This is a genomic window from Natrinema longum (assembly GCF_017352095.1).
GTDB lineage: Archaea > Halobacteriota > Halobacteria > Halobacteriales > Natrialbaceae > Natrinema > Natrinema longum.
Window position 1 is genome coordinate 17,231 of sequence record NZ_CP071463.1, and the last position, 15,683, is coordinate 32,913.

At 65.0% G+C, this 15,683-nt stretch carries 15 protein-coding genes; 6 read left to right on the forward strand and 9 right to left on the reverse strand.

Going from position 1 to position 15,683, the window contains the following annotated elements; genetic code table 11:
* Positions 1 to 30 precede the first annotated feature (30 nt).
* From J0X27_RS00085 to J0X27_RS00095, 3 genes are all read left to right on the forward strand, one after another.
* The gene (locus tag J0X27_RS00085; RefSeq protein ID WP_169924343.1) at positions 31 to 207 is read left to right on the forward strand and encodes a DUF7838 family putative zinc beta-ribbon protein; all 177 of its coding nucleotides are present in this window, start codon (positions 31 to 33) and stop codon (positions 205 to 207) included.
* A gap of 121 nt (positions 208 to 328) precedes the next feature.
* Positions 329 to 703 (forward strand): hypothetical protein, encoded by a 375-nt coding sequence (locus J0X27_RS00090; RefSeq protein WP_207270486.1) that lies wholly within the window; start codon positions 329 to 331, stop codon positions 701 to 703.
* Complete coding sequence (locus J0X27_RS00095; protein WP_207270487.1) at positions 690 to 2,054, forward strand: hypothetical protein; 1,365 nt, start codon at positions 690 to 692, stop codon at positions 2,052 to 2,054. The genes J0X27_RS00090 and J0X27_RS00095 overlap by 14 nt, the downstream gene beginning before the upstream one ends.
* Before the next feature lie 9 nt (positions 2,055 to 2,063).
* On the opposite strand, the gene gcvPB is transcribed toward J0X27_RS00095, so the two are convergent.
* Together gcvPB and gcvPA are read right to left on the reverse strand one after the other, a co-directional pair.
* On the reverse strand, positions 2,064 to 3,584 hold the full coding sequence (gcvPB, locus tag J0X27_RS00100; protein ID WP_207270488.1) for an aminomethyl-transferring glycine dehydrogenase subunit GcvPB: 1,521 nt from the start codon (positions 3,582 to 3,584) through the stop codon (positions 2,064 to 2,066).
* Positions 3,581 to 4,918, reverse strand: a complete 1,338-nt coding sequence (gcvPA, locus tag J0X27_RS00105; protein WP_207270489.1) for an aminomethyl-transferring glycine dehydrogenase subunit GcvPA — start codon at positions 4,916 to 4,918, stop codon at positions 3,581 to 3,583. The genes gcvPB and gcvPA overlap by 4 nt, the downstream gene beginning before the upstream one ends.
* 216 nt (positions 4,919 to 5,134) lie before the next feature.
* Here gcvPA and J0X27_RS00110 point away from each other — a divergent pair, with 216 nt between their 5' ends.
* On the forward strand, positions 5,135 to 5,914 hold the full coding sequence (locus J0X27_RS00110) for a DUF2270 domain-containing protein (RefSeq protein ID WP_207270490.1): 780 nt from the start codon (positions 5,135 to 5,137) through the stop codon (positions 5,912 to 5,914).
* Between the two features lie 123 nt (positions 5,915 to 6,037).
* Here J0X27_RS00110 and J0X27_RS00115 read toward each other — a convergent pair whose 3' ends face one another.
* The 5 genes from J0X27_RS00115 to J0X27_RS00135 all read right to left on the reverse strand — a co-directional run bounded on the left by J0X27_RS00115 (position 6,038) and on the right by J0X27_RS00135 (position 12,099).
* Complete coding sequence (locus J0X27_RS00115) at positions 6,038 to 7,177, reverse strand: AI-2E family transporter (RefSeq protein WP_207270491.1); 1,140 nt, start codon at positions 7,175 to 7,177, stop codon at positions 6,038 to 6,040.
* Between the two features lie 136 nt (positions 7,178 to 7,313).
* Positions 7,314 to 8,651, reverse strand: coding sequence for a hydroxymethylglutaryl-CoA synthase (hmgB, locus tag J0X27_RS00120; protein ID WP_207270492.1), 1,338 nt, complete (start codon positions 8,649 to 8,651; stop codon positions 7,314 to 7,316).
* A 96-nt stretch (positions 8,652 to 8,747) separates the two neighbouring features.
* Entirely contained in the window at positions 8,748 to 10,424 is a 1,677-nt protein-coding gene (locus J0X27_RS00125) for a hypothetical protein (RefSeq protein WP_207270493.1), read from the reverse strand.
* A 76-nt stretch (positions 10,425 to 10,500) separates the two neighbouring features.
* Positions 10,501 to 11,079 (reverse strand): DUF2150 family protein, encoded by a 579-nt coding sequence (locus J0X27_RS00130; RefSeq protein WP_097379002.1) that lies wholly within the window; start codon positions 11,077 to 11,079, stop codon positions 10,501 to 10,503.
* A 168-nt stretch (positions 11,080 to 11,247) separates the two neighbouring features.
* Complete coding sequence (locus tag J0X27_RS00135) at positions 11,248 to 12,099, reverse strand: TatD family hydrolase (RefSeq protein WP_207270494.1); 852 nt, start codon at positions 12,097 to 12,099, stop codon at positions 11,248 to 11,250.
* A 239-nt stretch (positions 12,100 to 12,338) separates the two neighbouring features.
* Here J0X27_RS00135 and J0X27_RS00140 point away from each other — a divergent pair, with 239 nt between their 5' ends.
* Positions 12,339 to 13,910 (forward strand): Na+/H+ antiporter NhaC family protein, encoded by a 1,572-nt coding sequence (locus tag J0X27_RS00140; RefSeq protein WP_207270495.1) that lies wholly within the window; start codon positions 12,339 to 12,341, stop codon positions 13,908 to 13,910.
* Positions 13,907 to 14,179, forward strand: coding sequence for a DUF7513 family protein (locus J0X27_RS00145; protein ID WP_207270496.1), 273 nt, complete (start codon positions 13,907 to 13,909; stop codon positions 14,177 to 14,179). The genes J0X27_RS00140 and J0X27_RS00145 overlap by 4 nt, the downstream gene beginning before the upstream one ends.
* Before the next feature lie 100 nt (positions 14,180 to 14,279).
* On the opposite strand, the gene J0X27_RS00150 is transcribed toward J0X27_RS00145, so the two are convergent.
* Both J0X27_RS00150 and J0X27_RS00155 read right to left on the reverse strand, forming a co-directional pair.
* Positions 14,280 to 14,945 (reverse strand): HD domain-containing protein, encoded by a 666-nt coding sequence (locus J0X27_RS00150; protein ID WP_207270497.1) that lies wholly within the window; start codon positions 14,943 to 14,945, stop codon positions 14,280 to 14,282.
* A gap of 231 nt (positions 14,946 to 15,176) precedes the next feature.
* Positions 15,177 to 15,635 carry an NYN domain-containing protein gene (locus tag J0X27_RS00155; RefSeq protein WP_097379007.1) on the reverse strand — a complete coding sequence of 153 codons (459 nt, stop codon included), beginning with the start codon at positions 15,633 to 15,635 and terminating at the stop codon, positions 15,177 to 15,179.
* Positions 15,636 to 15,683 lie beyond the last annotated feature (48 nt).

The window sequence follows — 15,683 nt, forward strand, 5'->3', positions numbered from 1 at the left end:
TTAAAATCGCTTCGCTCACTACCGCCACGCATGGCTCTGGAACTCGTCCACGAGTGTCCCAACTGTGGCGGCGAGAAGACGTTCTACCGTGCTGCCAGCACGACGCTCCACCTCGGCGAGAAGGTCAAGTGGCACTGCCCGGACTGTGACTACGGCTTCGTCCGGATCGGCGACAACGGCACCGCCGTCGACTCGAGTACGGCATAACCCGTCGGTTTCGCTTCGTTTCGGTCGGCGCGGACTCCGGTTCGTCCACTGACCCATCTCGATCCCACGGACACTGCTGGCATTTCAGTAACACTATTGCGGACGGATACGAGAACCCAGCATGGGAGCGGACAGACAGTGGTTCAGCGTCGAACTGACGGCGACTGGCGATCCGGACGCGGTCGTAACGGCCGTCGAGAACGGCACTGATCGGGTGGACTATCGGGCGACTCACAACGGCACCCTGGCGTTTTTCGGAATCGAGTACATCACCGAGGACGTCATCGACAGTCTGGAGTCGGTCATCGACCACGTCGATCGCGTCGCGCTCGTCCACGGCTACGACACGGCCGGTGTCGTGAGTGCCAGCTACTACGAACGGGAGCGACGGCGACTCGTCGAACGCGAGCGACTCGACCGCGAGACGGCCATGACGCTGCAGGAGGGGTTTTTCGACTACTTCGCTGCGAAGTACGGGATCCATGCCGTCGTCTGACGACGACGAACCGTCGCCCGAGACGCTCGTCGATCGCCTCGAGGCCGACGACCCCGCGACGCGCCGCGAGGCGGCGAGTGCGCTCGCTCGACGGTTCCTCGAGGAGGGGCGATTCTACGCGGCTGAGAACCTTTTCGACGGCGAGACGCCCGAGGTGATCGCGGCTGGCCTCGACGATCCGGATCCGGAAGTCCGGGCACACCTCGCCATCGTCGCTCGCCGGATCCTCGGAATCCGGACCTTCAGCGAGGAGGGGGTCTACTGCGGTGCCGACGGGACGCTACTGGATCGGTATCTGGCACTGGCGGACGACGAGGACTGGCGCGTTCGCCAGAGCGTCGTCCACGTCGGGATGTTCGAGGAGCTTCTGAAAGCGGCCGTCGCGGACGAATCGAGGCCAACGGACCTGCAATCGCGACTGTCGTCGGTCCTCGTCGACCGGCTGGACGACCCCGTCGCCGTGATCAGGAAACGGGCGGGCGAGTTGCTCGTCGGCGATGGCGGCTTCGGCTACGCCGTCCGCGGCTACGACGAGGACGCCTACGACCACGGCGCAGCGGTGTTTCTCCGTCATCCCGACCCCGCTGGGGCCGTCCCGGTGCTGATCGAGGCGCTCTCGGACCCGGTCGACGGCGTCACGGGACGGGCTTCGAGAGGGCGCAGCCCCAGACATACCGCGGGAACCGTCCTCGCGTCGCTGGGCACGGAACGGCCGGATCTGCTCGAGCCCCACCGCGATCGCCTCATCGACGCGCTCGACAGCCCGGACGACCGCGTTCGGGTGGCTGTCGCCGCCGCGCTCGCTCCGTCGCTGGACCGCTGGGACGACGCCGTCGAACCGGTCGAGGACGCGCTACTGGCGCTGATACGGGACGGATCCGACCAGCAGTGCCGGCGCGGGACGGAGATCGTCGTCGACACGATCGAGGGGAGCGGCCGCGACGCGCTGGATCGGCCGGCCGAGCTGGCGGCGGCGGCCCTCGACAACACGGCACGGATCCTCAACCGAGACTCCCCCGAAGGAACGGACTACAGGACGCGCTCGACGGTCGCCACGGCGTTCTCTCGAGCGCTCGGCTTCGCCTCGAAGTCACAGGGCCGATCGGCGCTCGAGACCGTGCAGGTGGGCGTCACCGCGTATCCGGCCAAGACACAGTCGGTCGTGCCGGGCGTACTCGCGTTCGTTCGCGAGTGTGGGGCGACCGAGAGCGCAGTCGAGATACTCGCGGCCGTCGCGGACGACGCCCCCGACGCGGTCCGGGAGGCGGGGCAAGCGTACGACGGTCCCGACGAGTTCCCCGATTCGGTCACCGCCGTTCTCGAGGGCGTCGATACCTGGTCGCCGGAGTGAAACGACCAGTTACGAGTCGTCCTCGAGCGCCTGCCACGACAGCCGCGGGGTTCGTGCGGCGCTCGTCTGGTCGATCCGGCGGGCGGTCGTCCGTTCCGGGGCGGCCGCGAGCGTCTCGTCGTCCTCGTCGGCGACCGCGTTGAACGCGGCCGCGAGGCGATCCAAGGTGGCCTTGCTCTCGACTTCGGTCGGTTCGGTCATCAGCGCCTCGGGGACGATCTCGGGCCACTTGGTCGTCGGCGGGTGGACGCCATAATCGAGCATTCGCTTCGCGACATCGGCCGCGTCCTGGTCGCCGGCGCTGGCGACGAACTCGTGGTGGAACGGACCGTAGGGGACGTCGTACTCGAGCCGTTCGGCGAGGTAGTTCGCGTTGAGCACCGCGGAGGCGCTGGCGTCCGCGAGCCCCTCGTCGCCGAGGCGGGCGATGTAGGCGAAGGCCTTGACGAGCACCAGCCAGTTGCCGTCGAAGCCGTGAACCTTGCCGATGGTGTGTTCGGGGTCGAACCGTTCGTAGATCGGCTCACCGGTCGTCGACCGCTCGTCGCGCTCGCGGACGCGGGGTGCGGGCAAGAACGGTGCGAGGTCGGAGGCGACGCCGACCGGGCCGGCACCCGGTCCGCCGCCGCCGTGGGGCGTCGCGAACGTCTTGTGGACGTTGTAGTGCATCACGTCGAAGCCCATGTCGCCCGGCCGAGCGCGTCCGAGGAGCGCGTTCAGGTTCGCCCCGTCGTAGTAGAGCAACCCGCCGACGCCGTGGACCATGTCCGCGATCTCCTCGATGTCGCGCTCGAACAGGCCGAGCGTGTTCGGGTTGGTCAGCATGAGCGCCGCGGTATTCTCGGAGAGGGCAGCCTCGAGCGCCTCGAGGTCGACCCGGCCCTCGTCGTCGCTGGGCAGCGAGACGACGTCGTAGCCGCCGAGGGCGGCGCTGGCGAAGTTCGTCCCGTGGGCGCTCTCGGGAACGATGACCTCGTCCCGATGACCCTCCCCGTTGTGCTCGTGGTAGGCCGCGGCGACCCGAATCCCGACGAACTCGCCCGCTGCGCCGGCGGGTGGCTGTAGCGTCACCGCGTCCATCCCGCCGATGCGACCGAGGTAGTCCTGCAGGCGAGCGAGAAGTTCGAGGGTCCCCTGGACGGATCCCTCGGATCGATCGGGGTGGACGGCAGCCGACGGCAACGCGGCCACGTCTTCGACGAATTTCGGGTTGTACTTCATCGTACACGATCCCAGCGGGTAGGGACCGCTGTCGATCCCGTAGATCATCTGGGAGAGACGCGTGTAGTGGCGGGCCAGTTCCGGCTCGGAGAGTTCGGGGAGTTCGAGGGAGTCGCGTGTGAGGTCGTCGGGGAGGGGCGAGTCGCCCGCGCCGTCGGTATCGGTCGCATCGCCGCCGCCGATCTCGACTCGCGTCCGGTCTTTCTCCGAGAGTAGCGGCTCGTACTCGCCGTTCTCGACGTATCGTGCCTGATCGTACCCCGACTGTGCGTCGTCGTCGCCGGGAGCGTCGGATCGGTCGCCGGTCATCGTGTCACCTCCTCGAGGGCCGCGGCGAAGCGATCGATCCGCTCGTCGGAGACGCCGGCGATACAGACCTGTATCTCGTGGTCGCCGACGACGTGGACCGCGAAGCCGCGGTCCTCGAGGTCGCCCGCGACGGCTCGAGCGGGCTGGTCGACGTGGGCGACGAACTCCCGGAGATGGTACCGGTCGTGAACCGGCGCTTCGATTCCGACCATGTCGTCGAGACGCGCCGCGAGCGCCCGCGCTCGCCGGACGTCTCGTTTCGCGAGTTCGACCATCCCGCTCGGTCCGAGCGCGGCGGCGTGCATGGCGGTCCGAAGCGCCACCCAGGCCTGGTTCGTACAGATGTTACTCGTCGCGCGTTCCCGCCGAATGTGCTGTTCGCGGGTCTGCAAGGTGAGCGTGAACGCCCGGCGGTCGGTCGCGTCCTCGCTCGCCCCGACCAGCCGACCGGGGACCTGCCGGAGGAACTCCTCCCGGGTCGCGAACAGCCCCAGACCCATCCCGTAGCTCGTCGGAAGCCCGAGGACGCTCGCGTCGCCGACGACGACGTCCGCACCGACGTCGGCGGGTCGCTCGAGCAGGGCGAGCGCGATCGGATCCGACCCCAGCGTAAAGAGGGCGTCGTTGGCCGCGGCGAGTTCGCCGACTTCCGCGAGACTCTCCTCGATCGTTCCCCGAACCGTCGGGTTCTCGGCGTAGAGCATGACGACGTCCTCGTCGACGAGTTCCTCGAGCCCCGCGAGATCGACGGTGCCGTCGTCGGCCGGATACGTGTCGACCGTGAGCGCCGTGCCGGCGACGTAGTTCTCGAGGGTGCTTCGGCGCTCTTCTCGCAGGCGTTCGGGGACGAGCACGCGGTGGCCCGTGGTGGCGCGAACCCGCTCGGCAAGCGTCGCTGCCTCGCCGAGTGCGGTCGCGGCGTCGTACATCGAGCAGTTGGCGACCTCGAGACCCGTTAGTTCGACCAGCAGCGACTGATACTCGAACAGGGCCTGCAGGAATCCCTGGGAGATCTCGGGTTGATACTGCGTGTAGGACGTGAGAAACTCCGAGCGATCCGCGAGGTGGTCGACCAGCGACGGGACGTAGTAGCCGTAGTGGCCGCGTCCGAGCAGTTCCGTCTGGTCGTCGTTGCGACCCAGAATCGACCGCACCAGCCGCCGCGTCTCCCGTTCCGTCCGCGAGTCGATATCGAACTCTCCCTCGAACTCGATCGTGGCCGGGATATCGAAGAGTTCCTCGACTGACGCCGCGTCGACCGCCTCGAGCATCGCCGAGCGGTCCTCCTCCGTGTGGGGAGCGTACGGACTCCCCGTGACGTGTGATCCGTGCATGATTAGCAGTCGTCTCGATCGATCGGACCGGTCGGTCCCCACCCGCGTCGATTACAGCGTTCGATCCGAGACACGATACCCGCCTCTAGCGGCCAGGGGGTAATGAACGCACCCGTTTGGGAGCACGCCGGTCGGTCCCCTAATCCACGCTGCCACCGCGGCCCCCTGCAGTCGCTACACGGACCACTATGCACGACGGCGGTGTCGGACGGTGCCATGGTCGACGAAAGCGACGCTCGTGGGCCGACCGATCGCGACCGTCGGGACGGCTCGCTCGAGGGGGACGGCGGGGACGACCGAGCCGACCGTAACGGGCCACTCGATCGCGGCGACCAGGAGATCGGTGCGACGGTCGCCGGCGATACCGATTCGCTGCTCGGCGTCCTCCCACACTTCTACCGCGGCGAAGTCAGCCAGGCCACCACCGCACAGGATCGGATCGATCGGACGACCGACTGGGCGATCACGCTGCTGGCTGCGGTGCTCTCGCTCGTCTTCTCGAGCCGGAACATGCCGGCGTTCCTGCTCCTGATCGGGATGTTCGTCCTGTCGATCTTCCTGATATTCGAGGTGCGTCGGTACCGGTTCTACGACCACTGGCGCGCCCGCGTCCGCTTCGTTCAGGAGAACGTGTTCGCGAACGCGCTGGAACCGACGGGGGTCGAACATCCCGCCTGGCGCGAAGAGCTCAGCGACGATCTCAGACATCCGACGTTCAAGGTCTCGAGTTGGGAAGCGCTTTCCCGGCGGATACGACGGGTCTATGGCCTGTTGTTCTCGGTGGCCGTAGTCGGCTGGATATTCAAGGTCACGCTGTTCACGCCGGAACAACGCTGGACGGAAGCCGCTGAACTCCCCGGCGTTCCTGGCACGTTGGTGGCGGTACTCCTGGGCGTTTTCTTCGGGAGCGTACTCGCCCTCGGAGTCCGGCCGAGCCGGCGGCAAGCGAAAGGCGAAATCCACGGCCAGAAGCCGGGGAAGTGGAAAAACGACTGATACCGTTGGACACGCGTCCGTGAACGAATGAACTATCGATCGAGACGCACTCCGGTTCTCCCGCTCGATCCGACGGAGCCACAGTGGGCGACGTCTGCGGCAGCACGAGGCACCGACAGTCGGTCACGAGTCGGCGTCGCCGTCTCCGTCCGAATCGGTCGTCGACTCGGTTTCGTCGGTCGGACCCACGGTATCAGCATCCGGATCCTCGCTCTCGGGAGCGGCTCCGGGCGGGGGATCTCCGGTCTGTACTCGAGCGAAGCAATCGAACGCGAGTTTCGCGCCGCCGAGGACGACGGGGCCGATGAACAGCCCGACGGCACCGAAGACGACGAGTCCGCCGAAGATGCCGACGACGACGGTCGCGGAGTTGAACGCGCTGGTCCGACCGATCAGCGCGGGACGGAGGTACGAATCCGAGAACGTGACGAGCAGTCCGTAGAGGGCCATCGCCCCACCGGCAGTCGGCCGGCCGATCGCGACCAGGTAGACTGCTGCCGGGATCCAGATCCCGAACGCACCGACGAGCGGGAGCAACGTCAGGACGAACGTCGCGACGGTGAGGAAGACGACTGCGGGGACGCCGGCGATCGCTAACCCGACGCCGAGCATCCCTGCCTGAATGCCTGCGACGGCGACGTTGCCGACGACCGACGCCCACATGAGTCGATCCAGCCCCGTGCGCAGTTCCATCAGGATCTCGTCGTCGATCGGCAACACCCACTGGAACCACGCGACGAGTTCTTTGCCGTCCCGTAACAGCGCAAAGAGGACGAACAGCGTGACCGTCAACCCGATGAAGAGATTCGGCAAGGTGCCGAGGATATCGATCGCGCCCGACGTGACCTCCTGGATGGCGGTCGCGATTCGGCCCTGATTCGATTCGTAGAGATCGATGAGATCGACGGCGTAGCCGTTTGTCTCGAGAACCTCCTCGATCGTCTCGATGTCCACCGCTCCCTGCCTAATGGAACGGACGACCCGAAGCGACTGTCCGACGGCGACCGAGAGGATGTAGACGAGTGGGATCAAAACGACGACTAACGTGGCGATCACCACCCCGATCGCTGCGAACGTGGGTCTCACGTATCGCTCGAGGCGTTCTTGGACGGGAAACATGATATACGCGAGGACGACACCGAAGAGGACGTACTGGAGATACGGCAGGAGAACGAACAGTGCGAGAAGCCCACTCAGTAGTGCGACCGCCGTCAACCCGGGTTGCTCGACGATCCAGTCGGGGGGATCGGGACTGTCTGACATATTCAGGGATATGTCAGCCCTATAAATTAGTCCACTGATACAACGAGCCGGGGTGACTGGGTCTCCGAACAGGAGACGCCGGGACTGGTATTCCTACGACGGACTCGATCCCAAAGCTATCCGGGAAAAACGGCCGTTATTCGACGTATCGGTACTTCCGCTCGCCCATGCGGCCCCAGCCGTCGAAAACGAACTCCTCGCTTGGCGTCGTGAACTCCTCGACGTCGACGTCCATCTCGTGGTTGTGGGCGTCGTGGATCTCCTCGTAGTCGTCCCACGTCATCTCGTAGCGCTCGGCGAGCTGTTCGTCGATATTCAACGCCGTGATCTCCTCGGCCCAGCCGTCCCGGACGGTCTCCGAGTGGATTTCCGCCTGGGCACCGCTGCCGTAGGAGCCGATGAGCAGTTTCTTACCGGTCATCTCGCGGTCGCTCTCGAGGGCGTGTTTCAACGCGCTCGCGCGGGCGACGTGAACGGAGCCGGTGTACCAGTTGCCGACCTCGCGGGCGATCGTCAGCGTCGGATCGATCGTCGCCTCGTACCACTCGGCGTAGCGGTCGGTGCGTTTCAGCGAATCCATGTACTCCCGGAGGGCGTCGCGGTACTCGTCGTCGGAGTCGAACGCCTCGGGGCGGGGCTGCCGACCGATTTCCGTGGCCAGATCGTCCTCGATCTCCGTATCGCGGATGACGTGGCGGTAGGCCAACAGGGCCGCCTTCCGGACCATGCCCGGGAACGGGGTGTGGAAGGGCGCGTAGACGAAGTCCTCCTCGTGGACCTCGCCCGCGACGCTCTCGAAGTCCTCGAGGGCTTCGCGCATCCGCGCGAGGTACACCTGCACGGAGCGTTTGCCGTCGACGGACGGGAACTGCTGGTTGGGTTTGAGGAAGTCGGTTTCGTCGGCCGACCCGTACCCCTGTTCGGCGGAGAGTTCGACGAGGTTCGGGTCCTCGCTGATGAGCATCGCGACGGCACCGGCACCTTGCGTCGCCTCACCGTCGTCGCCCCGTGCGTACAGCGCCGTGTCGGTCGCGATGACCAGCGCGGAGCGACCGCGACTGCGGCCCGCGCGAATCCAGTTGTACGCGTCGTCAAGGCTCTGTGTTCCCGCGATGCAGGCGAACTTCCGCTCGCCCTTGTTCGCGTGGTGGAAGTCCCCGTCGTAGACCTGCTCGAGGCAGCCAGCGACGTACGTCGAAACCGGCTTCGAGTTATCGAACGCGCTCTCGGTCGCGACGTCGATACGGCCGATATCGTCGGGCTCGAGGCCTTTACGTTCCATTAGACGGTGGGCAGCGTTCGCACCCATCGTGACGATGTCCTCGTAACTATCAGGAAAGGAACTGGCGTTGAGGCCGAGCCCTTTCGTATACTTTTCCGGGTCTTCGCCCTTTTCGGGGGCGAACGTGCCGGGAAGGTCGAGTTTGAGGTTCCCGGTCCAGATCTCGACGGCGTCGATACCGACTGCAGTCATACGTTGTCAATACAGGTGACGGTACAAGGTATTGTCGTTCGCCGTTTCGACGATCGTCGAACTATTGGCGCTATCGACTCGAGAGTGAGCCCTGACTCACTGTTGCTGAAAATAGAACTGCTGCTCGGTTCCGTCGCTCAGTACCAGCGTGACAGTCAGGTCCGCATCGGCAGCGGAATCGACCGTCTCGAGTGCTCCGAGGTCCTGATTGAAGTATCTGATATCGACCTCGACATCGTCGTCGTCCACGCCGAGCGTGGCGTACTGACCCTGATTTCCCTGACTATCGGCTTCGATGTCGTATCGCGTCCCGTCTGCGGGGAAGGGATCGTTGTTCCGTCCCGCTGTACCGTCTTGTACGCTCGTCCGGAAGATCGTCACCTCATCTGCGTTCCCATTGCCGTACGTTATCCCGCCGTCGATCGCCGTTGCGTCGACCGCGAACTGCTCGACGGTGACCTGCTCACTGCCGGTGTTTTCCAGCCGGAACACCAGCCGGTCGCCGGTATCTCGCGTTTCAACCGGCTGAAGGACTTGGTCCGCGGTGGGACCACCCTCCCGGGAGATCGTGAGGTCGATTCGATCACTGTCGCCGCCGCTCGAGGTGTAGACGGCGACTGGCTGGCCGTCGTTCGCATCCGGATCGATTTCGAACGTCGTGGTATCCGTTCCGTCATCCGCGGTCGTTCCAGCGAATCTCGTGAGCGTGCCGGCACTCGTGTCGTTCACCGCGTAGTCGACGCCGGTTCTGGCAGCGACGTCGTTCGTTTCCATCGTCAACTCGGCATCACCCGTCACGACACAGGCATCGGAACTGCAGTTATCGTCGTCGACGCCGGGCTGCCCGGAGGGATCCTGCCAATCGACGCGGTATTCCGGACTGTCGGTCGGGAGACTGGGTTCCTCCCGAATATCGAACGGGTCGTCCGGCGGTACACTCGCATCACCGACGCCGACGCGAGCCATCCGGAGTTCGTACTCCGTGTCACCCTCGAGTTCGACCCTCAGCTGGCCGTCCGCGTAGCCGGTGACTCTCGCGTGTTCCGCCCCGGAGGCCGGCCCGAACTCGGTCCCGATCGATTCGTTCCACGCGTTCGGCGACGCCGTCGGAACCGTGATCGTGATATTGTCGCCGTCGTCTTCGAGGGCGATCGGATCAGTGGGCCCACTCAGGATCCTGGTATCGACGGCCGTCGCGCCCCTCGAGGACGTCGACAGGTTACCCTCGACGAGGACGATCGTGAGCCGGTTGCCGTCGATCAGGGGCTGGTCGGTGAGCGCGACCGACGCGTCGCTGAACTCGTTGAACGCGAACCCGTGCTCGAGCCGGGTCGTCGGTGCGTCGCGGTACTCGTTGTACGACGGCTCGTAGCTGAGTGTCCGCGTCTCGAAGTCCTCCCCCAGAAGCTCGTCTGCAGTCGTTGTGTATCTGCCGTCGAATTCGGCGTTGTCGATACCGACGGCTCCGGTCTCGCTCGTTCGAAGCGTTCCCGTCGGGTCCGTCGGGTTGGTGAGAAAGGTTCGGGGCGGATACCGGGTGCCCAGGGTGACCGAGACCGATTCCGAACCGCCGCTCGTCCCGACGTTACGGATCGCGTTCCGCAAGTCCTGCAGTTCGCCGTGGACCTGCTGGTTGTGTTCGCTCTCGATCGCGCCGTTCTGGGCCGGAACGACGTTGACCTGGTAGAGCGCGAGCGCGGCGAAGAGGATCGCAAGCAGGAGGACCGCCCCGATCTGGACGGTGACTGCACGCTCGTCTCCCCGGTGTGACATAGGCGAGAATAGTCACCACGGCTTAAACGTCTGGTGGCTTCTCGAGGCGACGCCGTGGTCGAACCCGTCGACCGCGCTACTCGTCTTCCTCGACGACTTCCGGATCGCTCATCGCGCTCTGGAGGCTATCGAGTCCGTTGATCCATTCGGTAACCAGCCCGTACTCGAGGTCCTCGGCGACGGTCATGTCGAGGTCCTGGTCGTCGATGATGAGCGTCCCCGCCTGCGCCGCGTAGCCGAGCGCGGCGTCGAGATCCTCCTCGGCTTCGGCGTCGGCCGCAGCGCCGAGATAGTCGCCGACGCTGCCGTCCTCGGCCGGGCCGTTCGCGACGTACTCCTCGGCGGCGAAGAAGACACAGACCAGGCTCGTCTGGACGCCGTCGACGAGGATCAACTTCTCCTCGTCTTCGATGTCGATCTCGCTGAGAACGATCTCGCGGACGTCGTTGATCTCCTCGAGTGCGTCCTCTTGCTCGAGTTCCCCGTCGTCGTAGGCGGCGACGATCTTCGCGATCGCGATCGCCGTGTCGTCCTGCAGGTTCAACAGGAGCCGCGCCGAGGATTCGTCTTCCGGATCGATGTCTTCGTCTTTGATGCGATCGATCCAGTTCTGCCAGCGTTCCTCCGAGTAGAACTCGGTCGGGGGATTGCTCATACAGACACCTACACCGGCCGCTTGAAATGCCTTTCTCTACACTAGCCGTCGAAACTGAATGTTTGGGTGGACAGGTTGGTCGGCTAGTATCAGCATACAGCCGCTCGGACGCCCATCAAGGCCGCCTTCACTCCGTCGACACCTTCGCTCGAGCGACCCTAATAGTTATTATCCGTCTCGCTCGAGGGTCGCTTCCGTGTCGATGCCGTAGACTCGCCGTGGCGTTTCGACGTGGGCGATCCGGACCGCCTCCTCGTGGCCGTTCTCGAGGAGCCACCGGACCCGTCGCGGAACCGTCTTGGGACCGAGTACCGCGCCCGGCCGATCGGGATCGTCGATGTAGTCGGTCTCCATCAGGAACGGCTCGCCGCGCTCGGCGGCGGTTTCGAGGCGGTCTTTATTCGACATCACGCTCGGCGTGGGGCCCTCGAGGCGGCCGCCCGCGTAGTGTTTGACGACGCGACGGGACGGCAGCCCCGCATCCTCGGCCCACTCCGCGACCTCGGTCATGTCCTCACTGGCCTCCGCGTGGAGCTGGACGGCACACTCGAGGGCTGCTCCGTGCTCGAAGGCGTGGCGCATGACCGCATTGGAGGCCGCCCAGACGTCGTCCTCGACCTCGTAGTGTGGGCGACCGGACTTCAGGGCCAGCGCCTCGCCCGACTCGACGTACTCCGCCGCGACGTCGAGTCCGGCCTGCATGAGATCACGGGCATCCGCGGGCGACATGCCGCGCTCGTCGACCAGCCGCGATATCAGTCCGGGGTGGACGCCCAACACCGGCCACGCCCGCCCCGCGAGTTCGCTCGAGGCGTCGTCGACGATCTCGATCGTCCGATCGAAGACCGCACGAAAGTCCTCGCCGGTCTCGGCCTCGACGCCGAGGTGCCAGGAGGGTTTGTTGACGACGAGCAGATGGGTGCCGCCGACGCGAGCGAAGTCTCTGACGGCATCGATGCCGCGATTGTTGTCCGGGTCGAGGTGGAGGTGATCGTCCAGTACCGGCCGATCGTCGATCATACGTGCGACTGGGCGAGCCACGCTGGAATAGCCTCCGACTTTCGGGCGGAACGCCGGCCGGGACCGACGTCCCGTGTCCGCCGCGGGCCGGATCGAAGTCGATGGATAAATGATAGCCGTCACCCGTATTGGCTCAGACACCGATGGTGGACGACCCTCACAGCGGCTCAGTTTTGTCAACAATGGTTATTATGACCCATCCAGATAGATCGAACGTGTTTCAGTATGAGTGATCGACTATGAGCGAAAACGGAGCGACGCCATCCGACGAGGATCCGTCCGACCAGTTCATCGGCGGGGAGACCGGCGACGGACCGCGAGTCGAGTTCTACGGCGGCCGCGGAATGAGCGCGTTTCCGATCGCGTTTTTCATTCTGTGGGCCATCGTCCAGACCGCCCTCTGGCGAATCGGCGATACGGGCGGTCTCATCGTCGGGATCCTGGTCGGGCTCATCGTCGGGATGTTCTTCGTCCGCGGGAACTGGCAATCGTACGCCAACACGATTTTCGAGGGGATGACCCAGCCAGTCGCGGTGACCGCTATCGTGGCGTGGATCTGGGCCGGCATGTTCGCCCAGCTCCTGCAGGACGGCGGCTTCGTCGGCGGCCTCGTCTGGCTGGCCGACACTGCGGGCGTCGGCGCGGCGCTGTTCCCGGCGATCACGTTCGTCCTCGCTGCCGTCTTCACGACCGGGATCGGGACCGGCTACGGTGCGAGCGTCGCCTTCGTCGGCCTCTTCTTCCCGGCCGGCGTGTTGCTCGGCGCGAATCCCGTCCTCATGTTCGGCGCGATCCTCTCGGGAGCGATCTTCGGCGACAACCTCGCGCCCGTCAGCGACACGACGATCGTCAGCGCCGTCACGCAGGACGCCGACATCGGCGGCGTCGTCGCCTCGCGGTTCAAGTACGTGATCATCGCCGCCGTGATCTCCTTCCTCGGCTACATCGTCGCCGGCGGCGCGATGGACGGCCTCGAGATCGGTGCGGAAGCCCAGTCGATCTTCCTCGAGGGAAGCGAGGCGATCGGGCTCGTCCACGTGATCTCGATGCTCGCCGTGATCGGTGCGGCGGTCGCCGGCCGCCACATCGTCGAGGCGATCTCGTGGGGGATCGTCATCGCCGTCGCGTTCAACCTCGTCTTCGACCTGACGACCCTCGGTGACATCGTCATGTTCAACGCGCCCGCGGACGCGCCGCTGGCCCAACCCCTCGAGTCCCTGCCGATCCTCACGATCGTCGAGGAGTCCGATGCAGTCGGTGTCACCGGAAGCCTGATGAACGGCGTCGCCGGCTTCCTCGAACTCTCGATCCTCGTCCTCCTGATCATCGGCGCGGCCCAGATCATGATCCGGGGCGGCGCGTTCGAGGTCCTCCTCGAGTGGTCGATCGAGAACCTCGCGACCAGCGTCCGCAACGCCGAACTCACGATGGTCGCCACTGCGGCGCTGATCAATGCGATCATCACGATCAACACGGCCGCCGAGGTCGCGATCGGCCCGTACATCTCGAAGATCGGAGAGCGATTCAACCTGAACGGCTACCGCCGGGCGAACATCTTGGACGGCCAGACCGCTGCCATGGGCTACATCTTCCCGTGGTCGGGCGGTGTTCTCGCCGGGTACGGCGCGATGCAAACCCTGCCCGGAGAGTACGAGTGGCTCGACCAGTCGATGCTCGTCACGCCGATCGACGTCGTTCCCTTCGTCTTCCAGGGGTGGTTGCTGGTGGCCGTCTTCGTCCTCGCGGCACTGACCGGCTTCGGCCGCGAGTACATTACCGATCGCGAGACCGAGGAGGTGGCTCGCGTATGAGCTTCCTCGAAAAGTACCTCAAAGGCTGGCGGTTCCGGACGTCTCGCCCCTCCCTCGAGCCCGGAAGCGAGGTCACCGTCTTCATCGCGGAGTCGAACGGCACGGCAGGTCGCGCATATATCGGCGACACCGAACTGATCGTCGAGGACGCCGGGCCGGAAACAATCGAGAAGCAGGTGCGGGTCCGCGTGACCGAGTTCGACGACGCGGCCGCAACCGGTCGCGGCGAGTTCATCGAGATCGTCGGCCAGAGTTCCTACGCGGAATAGCGTTCCCGGCTCCGAACCGGGAACGAGGATCGCTTAGACGGCTTTCAGACAACCTCTCTGATGATTTGTCACGCCAGAACGGAACCGCAACTGCGTAGCGTTATGCGTTTCCTTCAACGCCGAGTTCTGCGCTGAACTGCACGAAAAACTCCTCCATAAAATCCCATCGAGCGGTTCCAAGCTGGCGTCCGGGGGGCGTATACAGTGCATCGAGACGTTCTTTGGCCCACTCTCGAAGGAGCGAGACGTCCGGCCCATCCGACGGCTCCATCTCGAGAGCAGATGTATCGTCGATAACAGCGTATTTTCCGCCCGTCCGACCTGACCGTTCCCCGACGATACAGGCCAGCCGAACGAGACCACGTGCTCCGACGGCGTCCAACTTGTCCGCGTCGAAGAGTAACTTCGCTTCGAGCGTCGCTGGCTCCGGAGAGGACGTTCGAATACTGTGTGATCGAAGACAGTGACCGATCGCCTCGATGCGATCGGACGGCACCGATTCAGCCGCGAGACGTGCTGACGCTTCAGCTGCGGCCCACTCTCCGTGATCTTCTATCTCTCCCCTTCGTTCTCGCGGCCGGCCGATATCGTGTAACCAAGCCGCCGCTGACAGCACGTCTCTATCAACAGTGCCCTCGCACTCGTTCGCTAACCGAATCGAGACGTCACGGACCCGTTTGGCGTGGAACCGATCATGCGCCGGAAGGGCATCCTCGTAGTACGGGAAGGATAGCTCTCGAGCGAGGGGACCTAATTCCTGCGTCATCGGAGCGTGACAGTTGACTTTCAAACGGCATAGTAGCTATGAAAGGCGCAGACAGCGGGCCAACTGCGTCGCTGCGCCGTGGGTATGGGAAAGACGGGATCGAGAGGGGAGGGCATCGCTTCTCGTCCGTCCCTACGTCAATACGAGGCCGTATCAGTGTATTCGGGAGCGGAGACGGCGTGAGTCCGCCTGGGAACAACTAAACCACCGATAAAACGCCTCGAGACTCCCTCAGACGTCGAGCGTCACTGCATCGTCGGCCGCGTTCTGTAGTGCGTCCGAACGGCCGTGTGATCCCGGTGCGATCGCGATCGTTTCGACGCCGACGGTGCCCGCGTACTCGAGGACGGGTTTGAAATCCGTATCCCGCGAGGCGATCGCGAGCCGGTCGATGGTGCCCTCGCCGGCGAACGCGGTCGCATCGACCGCGAGTTTGACGTCGACGTCGCCGCTGGTGACGATCACTTCGAAGCCCCGGGCCTCGGCGGCCTGGATGAGACCGGGAGTCGCGTGTTCGTCGAGGTAGAGACGGATGACGCCGACCCGTCCGAGCCGGCGGACCGTCTCGCGGAGATCGTCCAGATCGACATCGAACTCGTCGCGGAAGACGTTCGGCCCGTCGACGAACAACCCCACTGCCGGCTCGGTTTCGGTATCGGGCGCGAGACGGGTACGAACGCGGTCGAACATAGTCAGTTGCCCGCTTTTTCCCGCGCCCGGAGATAGGTGTGGCGAAAC

Bases quoted from the DNA above. Each gene is read 5' to 3' on its own strand.
- J0X27_RS00085 (WP_169924343.1), top strand. From the start codon at position 31: ATGGCTCTGGAACTCGTCCACGAGTGTCCCAACTGTGGCGGCGAGAAG.
- J0X27_RS00090 (WP_207270486.1), top strand. From the start codon at position 329: ATGGGAGCGGACAGACAGTGGTTCAGCGTCGAACTGACGGCGACTGGC.
- J0X27_RS00095 (WP_207270487.1), top strand. From the start codon at position 690: ATGCCGTCGTCTGACGACGACGAACCGTCGCCCGAGACGCTCGTCGAT.
- gcvPB (WP_207270488.1), bottom strand. From the start codon at position 3,584: ATGACCGGCGACCGATCCGACGCTCCCGGCGACGACGACGCACAGTCG.
- gcvPA (WP_207270489.1), bottom strand. From the start codon at position 4,918: ATGCACGGATCACACGTCACGGGGAGTCCGTACGCTCCCCACACGGAG.
- J0X27_RS00110 (WP_207270490.1), top strand. From the start codon at position 5,135: ATGGTCGACGAAAGCGACGCTCGTGGGCCGACCGATCGCGACCGTCGG.
- J0X27_RS00115 (WP_207270491.1), bottom strand. From the start codon at position 7,177: ATGTCAGACAGTCCCGATCCCCCCGACTGGATCGTCGAGCAACCCGGG.
- hmgB (WP_207270492.1), bottom strand. From the start codon at position 8,651: ATGACTGCAGTCGGTATCGACGCCGTCGAGATCTGGACCGGGAACCTC.
- J0X27_RS00125 (WP_207270493.1), bottom strand. From the start codon at position 10,424: ATGTCACACCGGGGAGACGAGCGTGCAGTCACCGTCCAGATCGGGGCG.
- J0X27_RS00130 (WP_097379002.1), bottom strand. From the start codon at position 11,079: ATGAGCAATCCCCCGACCGAGTTCTACTCGGAGGAACGCTGGCAGAAC.
- J0X27_RS00135 (WP_207270494.1), bottom strand. From the start codon at position 12,099: ATGATCGACGATCGGCCGGTACTGGACGATCACCTCCACCTCGACCCG.
- J0X27_RS00140 (WP_207270495.1), top strand. From the start codon at position 12,339: ATGAGCGAAAACGGAGCGACGCCATCCGACGAGGATCCGTCCGACCAG.
- J0X27_RS00145 (WP_207270496.1), top strand. From the start codon at position 13,907: ATGAGCTTCCTCGAAAAGTACCTCAAAGGCTGGCGGTTCCGGACGTCT.
- J0X27_RS00150 (WP_207270497.1), bottom strand. From the start codon at position 14,945: ATGACGCAGGAATTAGGTCCCCTCGCTCGAGAGCTATCCTTCCCGTAC.
- J0X27_RS00155 (WP_097379007.1), bottom strand. From the start codon at position 15,635: ATGTTCGACCGCGTTCGTACCCGTCTCGCGCCCGATACCGAAACCGAG.